17 protein-coding genes are annotated in these 15,010 nt (G+C 37.9%); 2 read left to right on the top strand and 15 right to left on the bottom strand.

All coding sequences use genetic code 11. The features are described from left to right. Nucleotides 1-28: 28 nt before the first annotated feature. Nucleotides 29-349 (top strand): hypothetical protein, encoded by a 321-nt coding sequence (locus Ana3638_RS11150; RefSeq protein WP_161838091.1) that lies wholly within the window; start codon nt 29-31, stop codon nt 347-349. Between the two features lie 399 nt (nt 350-748). On the opposite strand, the gene Ana3638_RS11145 is transcribed toward Ana3638_RS11150, so the two are convergent. Further along, complete coding sequence (locus Ana3638_RS11145) at nt 749-1,261, bottom strand: ferritin (protein WP_161838090.1); 513 nt, start codon at nt 1,259-1,261, stop codon at nt 749-751. Nucleotides 1,262-1,793: 532 nt separating this feature from the next. On the opposite strand from Ana3638_RS11145, the gene Ana3638_RS11140 reads away from it, so the two are divergent. Further along, nucleotides 1,794-2,174, top strand: coding sequence for a helix-turn-helix domain-containing protein (locus Ana3638_RS11140; protein ID WP_161838089.1), 381 nt, complete (start codon nt 1,794-1,796; stop codon nt 2,172-2,174). Nucleotides 2,175-2,388: 214 nt separating this feature from the next. Here the strand turns inward: Ana3638_RS11140 and Ana3638_RS11135 are convergent, their stop codons facing one another. The 14 genes from Ana3638_RS11135 to cobJ all read right to left on the bottom strand — a co-directional run bounded on the left by Ana3638_RS11135 (nt 2,389) and on the right by cobJ (nt 14,971). After that, nucleotides 2,389-3,021 carry a precorrin-8X methylmutase gene (locus Ana3638_RS11135; RefSeq protein ID WP_161838088.1) on the bottom strand — a complete coding sequence of 211 codons (633 nt, stop codon included), beginning with the start codon at nt 3,019-3,021 and terminating at the stop codon, nt 2,389-2,391. Further along, nucleotides 3,011-3,538, bottom strand: coding sequence for a cob(I)yrinic acid a,c-diamide adenosyltransferase (locus Ana3638_RS11130; protein WP_161838087.1), 528 nt, complete (start codon nt 3,536-3,538; stop codon nt 3,011-3,013). Before Ana3638_RS11130 ends, Ana3638_RS11135 begins: the two co-directional genes overlap by 11 nt. After that, complete coding sequence (locus Ana3638_RS11125; protein WP_161838086.1) at nt 3,535-5,076, bottom strand: cobyric acid synthase; 1,542 nt, start codon at nt 5,074-5,076, stop codon at nt 3,535-3,537. Before Ana3638_RS11125 ends, Ana3638_RS11130 begins: the two co-directional genes overlap by 4 nt. Nucleotides 5,077-5,079: 3 nt before the next feature. Further along, complete coding sequence (locus Ana3638_RS11120) at nt 5,080-6,126, bottom strand: pyridoxal phosphate-dependent aminotransferase (RefSeq protein WP_161838085.1); 1,047 nt, start codon at nt 6,124-6,126, stop codon at nt 5,080-5,082. Nucleotides 6,127-6,195: 69 nt separating this feature from the next. Continuing rightward, a complete protein-coding gene (gene cbiB / locus Ana3638_RS11115) occupies nt 6,196-7,176 on the bottom strand; it encodes an adenosylcobinamide-phosphate synthase CbiB (RefSeq protein ID WP_161838084.1) in 981 nt (326 codons plus the stop codon). Nucleotides 7,177-7,186: 10 nt separating this feature from the next. Further along, nucleotides 7,187-7,783: a histidine phosphatase family protein gene (locus Ana3638_RS11110; RefSeq protein WP_161838083.1), complete on the bottom strand. Its 597-nt coding sequence runs from the start codon at nt 7,781-7,783 to the stop codon at nt 7,187-7,189. Further along, complete coding sequence (locus Ana3638_RS11105; RefSeq protein ID WP_161838082.1) at nt 7,780-8,217, bottom strand: bifunctional adenosylcobinamide kinase/adenosylcobinamide-phosphate guanylyltransferase; 438 nt, start codon at nt 8,215-8,217, stop codon at nt 7,780-7,782. Before Ana3638_RS11105 ends, Ana3638_RS11110 begins: the two co-directional genes overlap by 4 nt. 85 nt (nt 8,218-8,302) lie before the next feature. Continuing rightward, nucleotides 8,303-9,094, bottom strand: coding sequence for an adenosylcobinamide-GDP ribazoletransferase (locus tag Ana3638_RS11100; RefSeq protein WP_246241008.1), 792 nt, complete (start codon nt 9,092-9,094; stop codon nt 8,303-8,305). Beyond that, complete coding sequence (locus Ana3638_RS11095) at nt 9,091-9,633, bottom strand: bifunctional adenosylcobinamide kinase/adenosylcobinamide-phosphate guanylyltransferase (protein ID WP_161838081.1); 543 nt, start codon at nt 9,631-9,633, stop codon at nt 9,091-9,093. Before Ana3638_RS11095 ends, Ana3638_RS11100 begins: the two co-directional genes overlap by 4 nt. Nucleotides 9,634-9,677: 44 nt before the next feature. Beyond that, nucleotides 9,678-10,730: a nicotinate-nucleotide--dimethylbenzimidazole phosphoribosyltransferase gene (gene cobT, locus Ana3638_RS11090; protein ID WP_161838080.1), complete on the bottom strand. Its 1,053-nt coding sequence runs from the start codon at nt 10,728-10,730 to the stop codon at nt 9,678-9,680. Between the two features lie 80 nt (nt 10,731-10,810). Beyond that, the gene (locus tag Ana3638_RS11085) at nt 10,811-12,184 is read right to left on the bottom strand and encodes a cobyrinate a,c-diamide synthase (RefSeq protein WP_330587985.1); all 1,374 of its coding nucleotides are present in this window, start codon (nt 12,182-12,184) and stop codon (nt 10,811-10,813) included. Next, entirely contained in the window at nt 12,181-13,377 is a 1,197-nt protein-coding gene (gene cbiE / locus Ana3638_RS11080; RefSeq protein WP_161838079.1) for a precorrin-6y C5,15-methyltransferase (decarboxylating) subunit CbiE, read from the bottom strand. Before cbiE ends, Ana3638_RS11085 begins: the two co-directional genes overlap by 4 nt. Nucleotides 13,378-13,379: 2 nt before the next feature. After that, nucleotides 13,380-14,153 carry a precorrin-6A reductase gene (cobK, locus tag Ana3638_RS11075; RefSeq protein WP_161838078.1) on the bottom strand — a complete coding sequence of 258 codons (774 nt, stop codon included), beginning with the start codon at nt 14,151-14,153 and terminating at the stop codon, nt 13,380-13,382. Nucleotides 14,154-14,200: 47 nt separating this feature from the next. Next, the gene (cobJ, locus tag Ana3638_RS11070) at nt 14,201-14,971 is read right to left on the bottom strand and encodes a precorrin-3B C(17)-methyltransferase (protein WP_161838077.1); all 771 of its coding nucleotides are present in this window, start codon (nt 14,969-14,971) and stop codon (nt 14,201-14,203) included. Nucleotides 14,972-15,010 lie beyond the last annotated feature (39 nt).

Genomic DNA, 15,010 nt, shown 5'->3' with positions numbered 1-15,010 from the left:
ATATAAACCATGAAAGAAAGGATTTATCATGACAGACGAAATGAATAATAGAAACACGGATTTAAAAGAATTATTTGTTGAAAATAAATTAGAGGAGTTACTTGTAACTTTAGAGGAGACAGCAGATGATATTGTAATAGAAATTACTTTATTTAATTATGAAATCATAAAAAAATATTTTGATGCCGGTAACTTTACCGTTTTAATCCAGCATATTAAATTTACCGCATTTACCTGTTTCTTATGCGAATATGCTGCAAAACGCCAATTAATAAGCAACGAAGATTTTGAAAATATGACTTTTACATTTAATGAAATTTATACTAATATGCAGAAATCAACTTTTTAGCATTCTGATCCAGGTATAGTTATATAATAAAATATAACCCTGTGTCGTAAAGATATGCCTATGCCATAAAGACATACCTATGTCATAAAGATATATATTTTGTAATCGCATACAATATTTTATCTTAAATCCCTTACTTTTCGAAGTTTGGGATTTGTTTGTTGTCGAAAAAGTAGGACGGCGCCTCAGAAATCTTGAATGTTTCTCACAAGAATAGCGTGTGTTTATTAATCCATTAAGAGGACGTTTGCCGCCATCGGTACTTAGGTTGTGGCAGAATGTGATAAATATCTCTAGTGAAAAAGGGCGCCGCATTTAGTGCGACAACCCCATTTTATTGCGTAGCCTTCTTTATTTTCTATAAATTATATAAACTTAATAGGCCGACTTTAATAAATTTTATAAAACCAGGGAAGGAGCCGTATAGATTCTTGCTTTCAGTTCATTATCCAACATGTATAAACCTTTCGGATCTCCTGCAAACAAATCATATTTCTTAATATTATCATCTGCATTTTTTTCTTCCTCGCCTTGTTCCTTAATAAACCAATCCAAAAACTGCATTGTCCTGAAATCTTTATTTTTATAAGCTGCTTCATATATAGTATTTATGGATGCGGTCACAAACTCTTCATGTTCCAGAGCTAATACTAATGGTTCACGGAAATTTTCATATTTTTTATCAGGAGCGGAAATTGCTGCCAGCAAAACGGTTTCACTATTATTTAGCAGGTATTGGCGAAACAGCATTGCATGATCCCTTTCTTCCTGCATTTGAACAAAAAACCAGTTTTCAAATCCACTTAAACTTTGATCCGCGTAATAATTAGCCATATCCATATAAAGATAGGCTGAATAAAATTCTTTATTAATCTGTTCGTTTAGTAATTTTACAACTTCTTGATTTAACATATTTTCACTATCCTTTCATTTGTTTCCCTGATAGGATTCCTGCCGGATTCTAATCTATCCTGGTACTTCTATTATATCACATTATGCTTGCATAATATTAGTAAATATGATAAGAATTAGTATTTTTATTTTATCCAATTTAAAATACTGTCAATTCATCCTATAAATATTATCAATTAAGGAATTACCAGTACTATTGCGGGTAAGAATTAAATTATAGCAATAATTATTAATACCTTTGACAGACTAAAAAATAACCATATTAATTTTCAATAAAGCATAAGGCGTAAGGTATATAAAAATATGAGGGGATTCTATTTTTATATGTTTGTTTCATAAAAGCCTTATGCTTTATTGAAAGTTAATATGGCAAACTGGTTTAACTGGTTTTTTATTGTTGTATCACTTTTCTATATTATATCCAATTTTATTGGATTTGTCAAATATATTTAAATTATTTCCAGTATTTTTGTACTCATATGTTAAAAAATATAATTTATGTTAGTATTTATTTAAAAAAGGGAGTGTTATCTTGGATATTGGGAAAAAAATTCGAAATTTAAGACAGCAAAAAAATATTCCGCAGAATGACTTAGCTCAGATCCTTGGGGTTAGTAAATCAACTATGTCCAATTATGAACGAAATTATAGCACTCCTGATCCTGATATCTTAGTTAAACTGGCCGAATATTTTGGCGTCAGCGTTGATTATCTGTTTGATTATGAAGACAGCAGACATAAGTTTGAGTTAGTAAAAGAAAATTCAGATTACACTTCTTCTAACAGTACTGTTTTAACCAAAGATGAACAGAATGTACTGAATTATTATAACCGTCTTACGGATGAATATAAAGATTATATTAAAGGTCAAATGATTCAGTTATATTTAAAATCAGATAAAGGAGAAAAATGAAGAAAGTTCTGACTGATAGGGTTGTTATATCATCCTTAAAATACACTTACGGATATATTATTATTATTTTATCCGCAAGTATGTATTCTAAGAATTTATAACAACTCTATTTTTAATGTACGCTGCTGTAAAATTAAGTTTATTGAACTTTTGCACAGTAGTTATTTTTCTTTATTGTTTTATGCGGCTTATTAGCTAAATTACTTGATAATGATTACGGTATCATATATAGAAGAGCGTTGCAGATACATGCCGCTACATTACTTCCGCCTTTTCGTCCCCTGGCTACGATATAAGGTACCTCTGTTTCCATAATCAACTCTTTGGCTTCCACTACATTAACAAATCCCACCGGAACTCCAATAATTAGCTCCGGTTTTATTTTTCTGTACTGTAGGAGTTCATGTAAACGTATCAGTGCAGTGGGAGCATTGCCGATGGCAAATATAATACTTTTATTTAGTTCTGCCGCTTTTTCCATACTGATAACTGCTCTTGTTACCCCTCTTTCTTTCGCTTTTAAGGCAACATCCTCATCAGCCATAAAGCAGTGTACTTCTCCGCCAAATCTGGCCAGGGATTTTTTATTGATTCCTGCCTTAGCCATATTAGTATCTGTTACAATGTCCGCACCGTTTTTTATCGCTTCCAATGCTTTTTTTACTACCTCATCTGAAAAACAGAGATTTTCTGCATAATCAAAGTCTGCCGTCGTATGGATTACCCGTTTTATAATGGGTTTCAGCTCTTCATCCGGTTGTGTTTTTAATTCCGCTTCTATCAGTTCAAAACTTCTTTTTTCAATTTCCTCGGGGATAAGGTATCTGCCTGTATTTTCATAATTCAATTCCCTTTCTGGCTGTAATATTTTTATCGTAGGGATGTTTTATTTTCTTTATTTCCGATATATAATCTGCCTTTTCCAGAAATAAGGGAGCAGGATCCCGTCCGGTAAGTACCAGTTCCAGTTCTTTCTTTTTGTTTTGTAAAAGGTTATCAATTACCTGGCAGTCTACCAGCTGATACTTGTATGCAGCCATAATTTCATCTAAAATCAAAAGGTCGCAGGAGTTATCTTCCACCATATCTAATGCTTTTCTTAAGTTTTCATTGTGGTATGCGGTAATATCCATTTTATCCTGAGAAGACATAGTATGATAAAATCCAAAATCTTTATCATTCCGTATTACGGTGATACCCGGAATCAGTTTTAAACTTTCCAGTTCACTTACCAGCCTTCCTTTTAGAAACTGCAGCAATACTACTCTCATCCCGCTGCCGGCAGCGCGTATGGCAAGCCCGATTGCTGCGGTTGTTTTGCCTTTTCCGTCTCCGCAGTAAACATGTATTAAACCCTGATTCATTTAGCTTCCTCCAAAATTTTATAAATAAAATCCATATCCATATTTTTTCTCACAGAATCCGCTAACTTATCATATTGCATTTCCTTATAGGCTTTTAAATCAACGGATTTAACCTGATTATATTCCAAACCCTTGCACTTGAATAGGGTTTTAATAATTCCCTCTAAAAATTCTTCCCTGTCAAAGATTCCGTGTACATAAGTCCCCAGTACATTTTCAGATACAAAACCATCAGATTTATAATTATTTTCTTCTAAAGTCTGATCCGTTTTTTCTGTTACACTATCAGTGATCAAAGAAAAATAATTACCGCTGCCGCCCCCTGTCTTATTGGATACTCCCATATGGATTTCATAACCTTCGATACGGATACCGCTTAATAACCGAAAAATTCCATCCATATCAGCAATATTACCCGATACCCTGGTACGAACCTTCTCTTTATCAAATACGGTTTCAATTGGCAGGAGTCCGATCCCCTCCATACTGCCTGAGGCTTCCACATCATAGGGATCGCTTAATTTTTCGCCAAGCATCTGGTATCCGCCGCAAATGCCGAAGATTATTTTACCTTTTGCCGCCTGTTTTTTAATTGCTGCTTCCAGACCGTTTTGCCTCATCCAGTTAAGGTCTGACATAGTACTTTTGGTTCCGGGCAGAATAATCATATCCGCATCTTTTAAGTCAGCTGCATTCGTTACATAACGCAGGGTAACTCCCTCCATATGTTCCAGAGAATTAAAATCCGTAAAGTTTGAGATACGGGGTAATTTTATAACAGCAATATCTACCAGTCCGGCAGCTTTATTGCTTATAAAACGTTCGGATAAACTATCCTCGTCGTCAATATCCAGATACAGATAAGGTATTACGCCTGCCACTTCTTTGCCGCTTATCTCCTTTAACATGGCAAGTCCGGGTTCCAGTATGGTTTTATCTCCCCTGAATTTATTAATTATAGTGCCTTTCACCCTTGCTTTTTCTTCTTCCTCCAATAACATCAGAGTTCCCACTAGCTGAGCAAATACACCGCCCCTGTCGATATCGCCAACTAAGAGTACCGGAGCATCCACAAGTTTTGCCATACCCATATTGACGATGTCATCACTTTTCAAGTTAATTTCCGCAGGACTTCCGGCACCTTCGATTACAATAATATCATATTCTTCCTCCAGTTTATGATACGCTTTCATTATGTCCGGGATAAGGGATTTTTTATATTTAAAGTAATCCATAGCTTTCATGTTGCCCAATACTTCACCATTAACAATAACCTGAGAACCTACGTCTGTGGTTGGTTTTAAAAGGATAGGATTCATTAGCACACTGGGCTTAATCCCACAGGCTTCTGCCTGCATTACCTGGGCACGTCCCATTTCCAGACCTTCCTCGGTAATAAAGGAATTCAGTGCCATATTTTGGGATTTAAAGGGAGCCACCCTATACCCGTCCTGTTTCAATACCCTGCAAAGTCCTGCCACCAGCAGGCTTTTACCTACATTGGACATGGTTCCTTGTATCATAATTGCTTTTGCCATAATTCAGACCCTTTCTAAAAATTCAGTTATTTTCTTAATCAGAATTTCATTTTCTTCATGATTTTTTACGGCAATCCGGTAGTATTCTTTGTTTAGCTGATTGTAATTGTCACACTGCCGCACCAGGATTCCTCTGGCCATCATAAATTCGTACAGGTTTTCCCTGCATTTAAAGAAAATATAATTAGCAGTGGGTTTAAATACCTTGATTCCTAATATTTTCAGGCTGTTATACAGATACTCCCGTTCTGCCCTTATGATATCTCTGGTTTTAAGACGGTAGGTTTCTTCCTTTAAGGCTTCGATTCCTGCAAGCTGGGCAGGTACGGACACATTCCAGGCAGGTCCGATGGCAGACATCCTGTTAACCAGTTGCAGATCACTGCAAATGCCGTACCCCAGCCTTAAACCTGCCATAGCATATAGTTTGGTGAAAGCTTTTAGTAGAAAAATTTTATCATTATCAATGATGTACTTTTTTATTGAATAGCTTTCCATATTGTCTGTAAATTCAATAAAACATTCATCCATAACCAGGAAAATATTATACTTAAGACATTGTTCCATAATTTTTTCTAAAAGGGGGGGAGATATAAGGTTTCCCACCGGATTATTGGGATTACACAAAAATAACAGGTCTATGGTTTCATCTAATTGATTTAACAACAGTTCCGTTACATTAAATTCTTCCCCTTCCGTTAATAAACAGTAAGTAATCTGACCTCCCGCTTCCGTTAAAGCTTTCTCATATTCCGAAAAGGAGGGTGCCATAACCATTGCTTTTTTTGGTTTTAGAGCGTAACACAAACGAAATATAATATCGGAAGCGCCGTTTCCGCAGATTATAGTATCTCTGTTAACTTCTTCATAATCCGCTATGGCTGTTATCAATCTGCTGCAGCGGTTATCCGGATACAAGGTAAAAGTATCTACTTGTTCAATAAGTGTCTTTTTAACACCCTCTGGTAAACCAAGGGGGTTAGTATTAACGGAAAAGTCCCACCTTATTTTTTTGTCATAAACTTCACCGCCATGACGGTATTGCTCCATTCTTCTCTCCTTCTCTTCCGGTTCGGTAAACCGGTAAAAATCATATTGATCGACCTCAGCCTAATAAAATTAAGCCAACTTTATAAACAAAACTGCAGCCAATTTTAATATGGTAAATAAAATAACCGCAAGAAAAGATACGGCATACAGGAGTTTATTCACCTTTTTAATATCCTCTGCTTCAATCGGCCTGGTATTATCCCCTATCGTTGGCTTATGATACAGTTTTCCAAAATAATAAGCATCTCCTGCAAGCTGAAGGCCCATAGCCCCAGCACATACTGCTTCCGTCTGGGCTGAATTGGGACTGGTGTGGTTTCGGTTATCTCTCCGGTAGATCCGAATTGCCGATTTGAAATCTAATCCCACAAATGGACAGGTTAATATCATTAGTAAAGCGGATATTCTGGAGGGCAGATAATTAACGAAATCATCTAATTTGGCTGCGATCCTGCCAAAATAGAGGTAGGTTTCATTTTTATATCCGATCATAGAATCCATGGTATTAATTGCTTTATAGAAAAAACCCAGCACCGGACCCCCGATTACCAGATAAATCATAGGTGCAATAACACCATCCGAAGTGTTTTCCGCAACGGTCTCAACCGCTGCTCTGGTTACTCCCGCTTCATTTAAATCAGCAGTATCTCTTCCAACTATCATGGATATATTATATCTGGCTTCTTTTAAATCACCTTTTATCAGCGATTGGTAGACCCGCATACTTTCCACCTTAAGGCATTTGGTAGCCAGTATCTGATAACACATAATACTTTCCGCTAAAAACCCCAGAAGAGGAATGTAATGGTACAATATATACAACAGGATAAAAGGGATAAGGGTTGAAAAGGCCAGAACCAGGATTACCAGTACCCCTCCACCTATCAGCTGACTTTTAGGGGTTTTATTTAAGAATCTTCGAACCAGCTTTTCTGTCTTAGTAATCAGGGCTCCTATCAGGCGGATGGGATGGGGAAGCCAATAGGGATCGCCGAAGAGTAAATCCAATAGATATCCCGTTATAAATGCGGTTATGGAATAATAAATCATAATTTTTCTCCTATATAGTTTCGAAATTACCTGTTAATTTTTTAATTACCTTTAAAGTGACTCTGTCATTCTCCAATTCACACAGATAACCCTCACCATTTTTTAACTGCCAGTCATAAAAGCTTTTTTCAGGTACTCCGTATTTTTCTAAAATAGCCATAATCGTACCTCCATGGACAACAAAAGCGATATCCTGATTGAAACTTTTTTGGATAATTAATTTATATGCTTCCTGGCACCTCTTTTTAAAATCCTCTTGTTTTTCCGCAGATGGAAATTCCAGCGTTCCATTACTGGCAAGCCATTTTTGATACTTCTCATGATCCGATAACTCCAGGTAATTTTTATTTTCCAGTTCGCCAAAGTCACACTCTCTTAAGTTATCATAAGGAATATATTTTATATCCGGATAGATTCGTTCTGCTGTTTGAATACAGCGTTTTAAAAGGCTTGTATAAACCAGGTCAACTGCCGGATACCTGTTTTCTTTTATATTATTTAAAATTTGTTCCGTACCCTCTACACATAAAGGCTCATCCGTTACTCCGATATACCGTTTTTTAAGATTTCCTTCTGTCTTACCATGTCTGATTAGTACTACCTTCATTTTAGTTTCATCCCCAATCCGCACACTATTCTTTCTACACTTGTGGAATATTCCGCCAGCCTGCATAAACAACGACCCACCGTTTCCCGGTAAATCCGGTCCGTTTTATCCATGGGAACAATTCCATATCCGACTTCATTGCAGATTATGACGGCGGATGGATTCTTTGCAATCAGCTCTTCAATCAATGCCGCAGCTTTATCCTGCGGGTCCGCCAGGGTGTCCTTACTATCCTTATTTATAACCGCCATCATTCCATCCGTCCATAAACGCTTGATCATTAAATGAAAATGGTTAATAATTTGCTTGGAAAAGACTTCCTCCGGGGAACAATCTGCTCCATCACAGATTTCTACACTGTCCTCAGAGATATTCTTTTTGTTACAGACAAACTGAAGTTTTCCCTGGCTGATACCGCCGATATATAATTCCATTATGTTCTACCTCCGGATAGTAAACTGATATTCATTCATGGTATTATCCTATATATACTGCCAAACACCATTTATAATTCTTTCTTTACAAAACTACCGTTATTACGATCACCATAGCCAATTCGCAGATCTGCAGGAAAAATCCGGCCAGATCTCCTGTAATTCCACCAAACTGGCTGTAAGAAATCCTTCTGTAATACCAGAAAATTAGAAGTGCTGTGAAAAAAAGTACGCTGCCGCCGATTATATCTACGGAAAGTAAAAAACCCAGGCAGAGTAAAATAATTACGCCTAAGGAAAAACCTGTAATCCCCCTATGGGCAGAGGAGGAAAAAGCGTATAATAAACCTTGCTTTCTGGCAGAGCGAAACAGTACCAAGCCTAACCCGCTTAACGCCCTGGACAGAATAAATCCCAAACTGACCAATAGATAAGCCTTCAAACTTTTTAGTTCGGTAAGAGCCCCAAAATACAGGATAAAATAGGTACAACAGCCAATTAATGCGAAAGCTCCCGTATGGGGATCTTTTAATATTTCCAATTTTCTCTCTTTCGGCTGATAGGAACTTAGCGCATCTACCGTATCGATAAAACCGTCTAAATGAATACCTCCTGTTATAAAGACGGGAATAACCAGTGCAACCGCTGATTTCATAATAATCCCAAAACCTAAAACCTCAGAGAGCCACCACCATCCGCAAAGTAATCCACCGATTACAGCTCCAATGAAAGGGAAAAAAATCAAAGAATATTTTCTGTTTTTTTCGTCCCATTCCACTCTTGGCATAGGTATTTTGGAATATGTCGAAAAAGATATAATCATGGATGACAAAATAGAAGTTAATAGGGATACTAGTCTGTTTTTAAAAGTGGTCATACAATAGCCACTCCTTTCTGGAGAACCGGTATACCGCATACGACTTCGTAAACGTTTGAAGCTATCTTGGCAATACTGCAATTTATTTCACCTAAAATTTTTATGTATTCAGTTGTTTCTTCATATAGAGATCCATTATCAGAAAATACTTCATTGGATACGATTATGACTCGCTCACATACTGCAGTTAAATGGGTGATACCCTTTAGGATTTCCTCTTTTACGGGTACTTTTACCGGCGAATTCAATATTCCATCATCACTGTACATTTCATTTGCCAATAAGTTGGACATACATTCTAATAATACGGTAGGAGAATTTTTTATCTCCAGATTCTTTAGATTCGTATAACATTCCAGTGTTTGAAATCCTTTTTCTTTCCTTTGGTTTTGGTGTCTTTTTATTCTGTTTACACTTTCCTCATCCATAGGAATCATGGTGGCGATATAAAGCAAACCATTTTTATTAAGCTTTACAGCCAAGTTTTCCGCAAATTTTGATTTTCCGCTGCCGCTGCCGCCGGTAACTAATATTATCATAACAACCTCTCTCTAGTACTAAATAAATACTTTTAGACTGTTCTTTATTTCGTATCAAACCGCTCATAAGCCTTAACATTAATATTTTCAAAGGTAGAATTAAAATGATAAACTTTTAATACCATATCTAACAAAGGAAATAAAAGGGCTGCACCCGTACCTTCTCCCAATGCCAGATTACCGTAAACGACAGGTGTAAGTCCTAATTCTTCCATAATTTTTATGCTGGCGGGTTCTTTACTCATATGGGAGGGAATCATATAATTGACTGCTTCCCTGTTAATTCTGGCTGCTAAAAGTGCTGCTACGGAAGATATCACCCCGTCAATGACCACAGGAATACTATGCTCTAAACCTCCTAGATAAAGGCCGACCATTCCTGCAATATCATAACCGCCAAGTTTAGCCAGAACCTCCAAAGGTTTGCCGGGATCCGGCCTGTTAAAACGGATTGCTTCTTCTATGACACGAATTTTATTCTTAAGCCCCACTTCCGATAAGCCGGCTCCTTTACCGGTGACTTCCCTTACCGGAAGATTTAACAGAACACTGGCAACAGCGCTGCTGGTAGTGGTATTGCCAATCCCCATTTCGCCGGTTCCGATTATTTTATAACCCTCATCTTTTAAATCTTTGACAATTTCCATACCGGTTTCAACTGCCTTTAAAACCTGTTCCATGGTCATTGCCGCCTCTTTTGCAATATTTCCTGTTCCATAACTGATTTTTCTATTCATAATTCCAGGGACTGTTAAATCTCTGTTAATACCAATGTCAACCGGTATTACCTTGGCACCGGCAGCCGCTGCCATCTGATTAATACTTGCAATCCCTTTTGCAAAGTTTTCAGTAACTATAGCTGTAACGGAGCTGTCTGTCTGGGTCACGTTTTCCTTTACCACTCCATTATCACTGCACATGATTACAACAGCCTTTTTGCCGATGTCAACGTTTTTACTGCCTTGAATACCCGCTATTTTAATGATCAAATCTTCAAACACTCCCAGGCTCCCTATGGGTTTTGCAATATTATCCCAGTGTTTTTTACTGTCAATCATAGCTGAATGGTCTAAATTTCGTTCTCTAATTTCAAGCATCCTTTCACTCCTTTCTTTTATTCCTGATTATTGCTAATGGCGGAACACCAGTATATTCAGAATATTAATAAATTCGCCAATTACCTACTATGTTTGCTAAGCCTGTGATGAATACAGCGGTCTACAAACCGTTTTGTAATGGAATTATTACCTGAGAAATAAAGGTGGGGAAATCCTGCATATAGATTTTTATTTGCGTGGACACAGTCCCATTCCCTGCTGCCGTCCGGTTTTACTGCATGAAAATCCTGACCGGCGCTTTCGCTGTCCCAGTAATGAAATTCATGAGCTTTAATAACCTCTTGTTTTCCGGCTATTAAGCTTTCTTCCCTGCCTTCTAAGTAAACATATCCGAACCTCTGCAGATGTTTTGTTTTAAAACATCTGCCTGGGATTACTCCGACCATGGGATAGTCTATTCCCTCCATATCTTCCATAGTTTCATGAAGATACATAAAACCGCCGCATTCGGCAATCGTTGGCATTCCACCCTCGATTGCCTTTTTAATATCACAGAGCAGGGAGGTATTTTGAGATAATTTCTTCGCATATAGTTCCGGATATCCTCCGTAAAGCAGTAATCCATCCATATTCTCAGGCAAAAACCTGTCCCTTAAAGGACTAAAAGAATAAAGCTCTGCTCCTGCTTTTTTTAACAGTTCCAAATTATCCTTATAAATAAAACAAAAGGCTTCATCCTGAGCCACAGCTATGGAAATTTTCCCTTTTTTATCTAGATAGGAGGATTCTTCTGAAACAGAAAGAGGCTCTGCCTGTCCCGCCAACAAAAGGATCTTATCAAAATCAATGGTATCTGAAAGTTTATCTGCTAATCTCTTTATTCTGTCTTTAATATCTTTAATTTCATCCGCAGTTACCAGTCCGAGATGTCTGCTTTCAAGATTCCATTCTGGTAAAACAGGTACATAACCAATTGATTGCATTCCCATATCTTCTGCAAGCTTCCTGGCACTGTCATATAATCTGTCAGGCAGCCTGTTAAAGATAACCCCTTTTATGTAACTATCTTTTTTATAGTCAGAAAAGCCATGCAATATTGCTCCTAAAGAACCGCTGATTCCCTTGGCATCCACAATTAAAATCACCGGAGTTTTAGTTATAGCCGCAATGGAATAAGTGCTTCCGGTATCGGAAAAACCGATACCATCATAATAACCCATAACCCCTTCCATTACACTGATATCCGTATTCCTTGAATTTTGATACAACAAATTCTTTAAGATATCATCTTCACAGAAAAAGCTGTCCAGATTACCGGAATTTGTTCCGATTACTTTACTGTGAAACATAGGGTCTATATAATCGGGGCCGCATTTAAAAGAACTGACTGCGTAACCTCTGTCCACTAAACCCTGTAATATACTTAAGGTTATAGTAGTTTTCCCTGCACCGCTTTTTGTTCCTGCTAACATAATCCGATTTATCTGTTTCAAGATGTCTTCCCCCTGCCGCTGATAATAAATACAGGATTTTGCCCCATCAGCATATGATAACTTCCGGCTTCCTTAGTTTTTGATATGGCAGCCTGTACTACGTCAACTTCTTCAAATTCAAACTCTTTCATAAGCCTTAAAACCTCCGTTAGGGTTTCTAAAGCAATGGCACTTATAACCAGACGAATACCAGGATTTTTATTAAGCAACGATTGTATGATATCCTCCATATTTCCCTTGCTGCCTCCGATAAATGCCATATCCGGTTTTTCTAATTTTTCCATAACTTCCGGAGCGGTTCCTGGTATTACCCTTAGGTTATCTATTTGAAACTTATCTTGATTCTTCTTAATCAGCTGGATTGCTTCTTCCTTCTGCTCAATTGCATATACTCGCCCTTTCTTCGCAAGAAAAGCCATTTCAATAGAAACAGAACCGGTACCTGCCCCGATATCATAAAGGATGGAATCTTCCTTAAGTTTTAATTTGCTCAGGATGATTGCACGAATTTCACTTTTGGTCATGGGAACCATGCCCCGTATAAATTCATCATCAGGAATTCCAATATGGTATTGTGTTTCATAATCCGGATTTACAATAAAAACGGCACTTAAGGGGGCAAAATCCGAATTCTGAAATTCTACTGCCGTTCCTTTTATGATTCTTTCATTTTCATAGGAAAGGTTTTCTCCCACATATACCTGTACGAATCCAAGTCCGGCCTGAGTGAGCTTTCGGCACATCATATCGATTCTTCCGTCGGTGAGTGCAAAGGTTTTTATATGCTGTCTTACTGCCAGTACAATATTCTCCTCCCGGCCGTGAAGACTTAACAGGCAGGCATCCTCCCAGGAAAATTTTATCTTGGAGCAAAAATAGGATACGGTTGTAATACCTGGGATAACCTTAACTTCATATTCTTTCAGCATAGGAAGAAGCGAGGCTGTTCCGCTGTAAAAACCGGTGTCACCTGACATGAGAACCACATAATTTTGATAGTTCGAGGATTGTATAAAGTTTACAATTTCATTACCGTCAAAGGAATGAAAGAATGGCTTATTTCCTGCATTTACAGCTTTAACCATACGTTTTGCACCAATTAACACCTCTGCCTTATCAATATAGTTTTTTCCCTCTATTGTCAGGGTATTTATATTTCCCATACCTACTCCGACTATAAATATGTCTTTCATAATCACCTCTCAATCTGCACGGGCAGCGGTATAAACTCCCTTAACATCTCTTTAACCTCCTGTAAGGTACATCCCACTTCTGTTTCAGGCCGTTTAATTACGATAACCTGAACTTCTGCTTTTTCTGCCGCATGTACTTTTTCCATAAACCCTCCATAGGAGCCGGCTTCCTTGGTCACCAGGTAAGATGCCTTTATTTCCTTTAAAAGAGCTAAATTAAATTCTTCCGAAAATGGTCCCTGCATACAGATTATATTGCGGCCTGTAAATCCCAATTCCATACATTGTTTCACATTTTCATAATCCGGAAGTATTCTTACCATAAGTCTTTTCGTAAAATCCTTAATCCGGGTAAATACTTGCAGTTCCTTACTTCCGGTGGTAATCAGGGCAACCCCGTCATGGGTTTTGAGATAATCCGCAGCCTCATTTATGGTATCAACCTGTATGACACCCGGTATAAATAAGCTTTCCCGAAGGACCCGGATATACGGTGTATTCTGCTTATTACAGGCAGTTTTTATATTTTTAGTGACTTCTTTAGCATAGGGGTGGGTTGCATCAATCACAAGACCGTATTCACGGCTTGCGATTATTTCCTCCATCTGCTGTTCCTCCATTCTTCCTACCAGTATGTCAGATATTTCACTTGGGAGCAGCAACGCTTCCCCGTATTCAGTTGCAACAGCGGCTGTTACTGGAATTTTATATTCATTACAGTGATTCCAAACAAGTCTTCCCTCCGTTGTTCCTGCAAATAAAAGTATTTTATCCATTGTCCTCTCCCTTTCTTATCTTGCTTAGTGAAACGGACAAGTCTGTTTTAGTGGTCAGTTTTACTTGGCTCAACGTTCCGGCTAAAATCTGTCGTAATTTTATATCCCCTGGGCGTTACCATTTTATTATTCAGGTTTTTCGTAGTGGAATTGCCTATAAATACAGTTGTAAACATATCTACCGATAAATCCTTTAAATCACCCAAATTCATTACTTTTCCATACTCACCTTCCCGCCCGATATTACGGACATAACCGCATACCGTTGCTTCACTCCGGTATTTCAGGATGATCTCACAGGCTTTTTTTAGATAATCAATCCTCTTTTTACTGGAAGGGTTATAAAGACAGATTACCATATCACACATGGCGGAACAGTTCAGCCTTTTCTCAATCAGCTCCCAGGGAGTCAGCAAATCACTCAGGCTGATAACAGCAAAGTCATGCGTCAATGGAGCTCCTAATACGGCTCCGCCGCTTAATGCGGCTGTTACACCGGATATTACTTCTATTTCAAAAGGCTCGTAATCAGCTGCCAGTTCGTAAACTAAGCTGGCAAGGCCATAGACGCCGCTGTCACCGCTGCATATGATTGCTACCTTTTTCCCCTGCAGAGTTTTTTCAATGGCCCACCTGCACCGGTCTTCTTCTTTTTTCATGGAAGTACTGTAAAACTCTTTATCTATAAAATAATTCCGAACCAAGTCCACGTAAACGGAATAACCTACGATCACTTCGCTATCCTCTAATGCCTCTTTAGCCTGTATGGTCATATATTGATAACCGCCTGCTCCGAATCCTACTATGTATAATTTCATGTTTACACCTATTGCATATCCTTTCTTTCGTAATATTTT

The sequence above is a fragment of the Anaerocolumna sedimenticola genome (assembly GCF_009931695.1).
In the GTDB taxonomy this organism is placed as follows: domain Bacteria; phylum Bacillota; class Clostridia; order Lachnospirales; family Lachnospiraceae; genus Anaerocolumna; species Anaerocolumna sedimenticola.
This window is presented reverse-complemented; position numbering and strand designations above follow the sequence as displayed.

Excerpts from the sequence above, each read along its gene's own strand:
- Ana3638_RS11145 (WP_161838090.1), bottom strand. The coding sequence starts at position 1,261 with ATGTTAAATCAAGAAGTTGTAAAATTACTAAACGAACAGATTAATAAA.
- Ana3638_RS11130 (WP_161838087.1), bottom strand. The coding sequence starts at position 3,538 with ATGAATCAGGGTTTAATACATGTTTACTGCGGAGACGGAAAAGGCAAA.
- Ana3638_RS11100 (WP_246241008.1), bottom strand. The coding sequence starts at position 9,094 with ATGACCACTTTTAAAAACAGACTAGTATCCCTATTAACTTCTATTTTG.
- cbiE (WP_161838079.1), bottom strand. The coding sequence starts at position 13,377 with ATGAAAGACATATTTATAGTCGGAGTAGGTATGGGAAATATAAATACC.
- cobJ (WP_161838077.1), bottom strand. The coding sequence starts at position 14,971 with ATGAAATTATACATAGTAGGATTCGGAGCAGGCGGTTATCAATATATG.
- cobK (WP_161838078.1), bottom strand. The coding sequence starts at position 14,153 with ATGGATAAAATACTTTTATTTGCAGGAACAACGGAGGGAAGACTTGTT.
- Ana3638_RS11125 (WP_161838086.1), bottom strand. The coding sequence starts at position 5,076 with ATGGCAAAAGCAATTATGATACAAGGAACCATGTCCAATGTAGGTAAA.
- Ana3638_RS11095 (WP_161838081.1), bottom strand. The coding sequence starts at position 9,633 with ATGATAATATTAGTTACCGGCGGCAGCGGCAGCGGAAAATCAAAATTT.
- cobT (WP_161838080.1), bottom strand. The coding sequence starts at position 10,730 with ATGCTTGAAATTAGAGAACGAAATTTAGACCATTCAGCTATGATTGAC.
- Ana3638_RS11150 (WP_161838091.1), top strand. The coding sequence starts at position 29 with ATGACAGACGAAATGAATAATAGAAACACGGATTTAAAAGAATTATTT.
- cbiB (WP_161838084.1), bottom strand. The coding sequence starts at position 7,176 with ATGATTTATTATTCCATAACCGCATTTATAACGGGATATCTATTGGAT.
- Ana3638_RS11110 (WP_161838083.1), bottom strand. The coding sequence starts at position 7,783 with ATGAAGGTAGTACTAATCAGACATGGTAAGACAGAAGGAAATCTTAAA.
- Ana3638_RS11105 (WP_161838082.1), bottom strand. The coding sequence starts at position 8,217 with ATGGAATTATATATCGGCGGTATCAGCCAGGGAAAACTTCAGTTTGTC.
- Ana3638_RS11120 (WP_161838085.1), bottom strand. The coding sequence starts at position 6,126 with ATGGAGCAATACCGTCATGGCGGTGAAGTTTATGACAAAAAAATAAGG.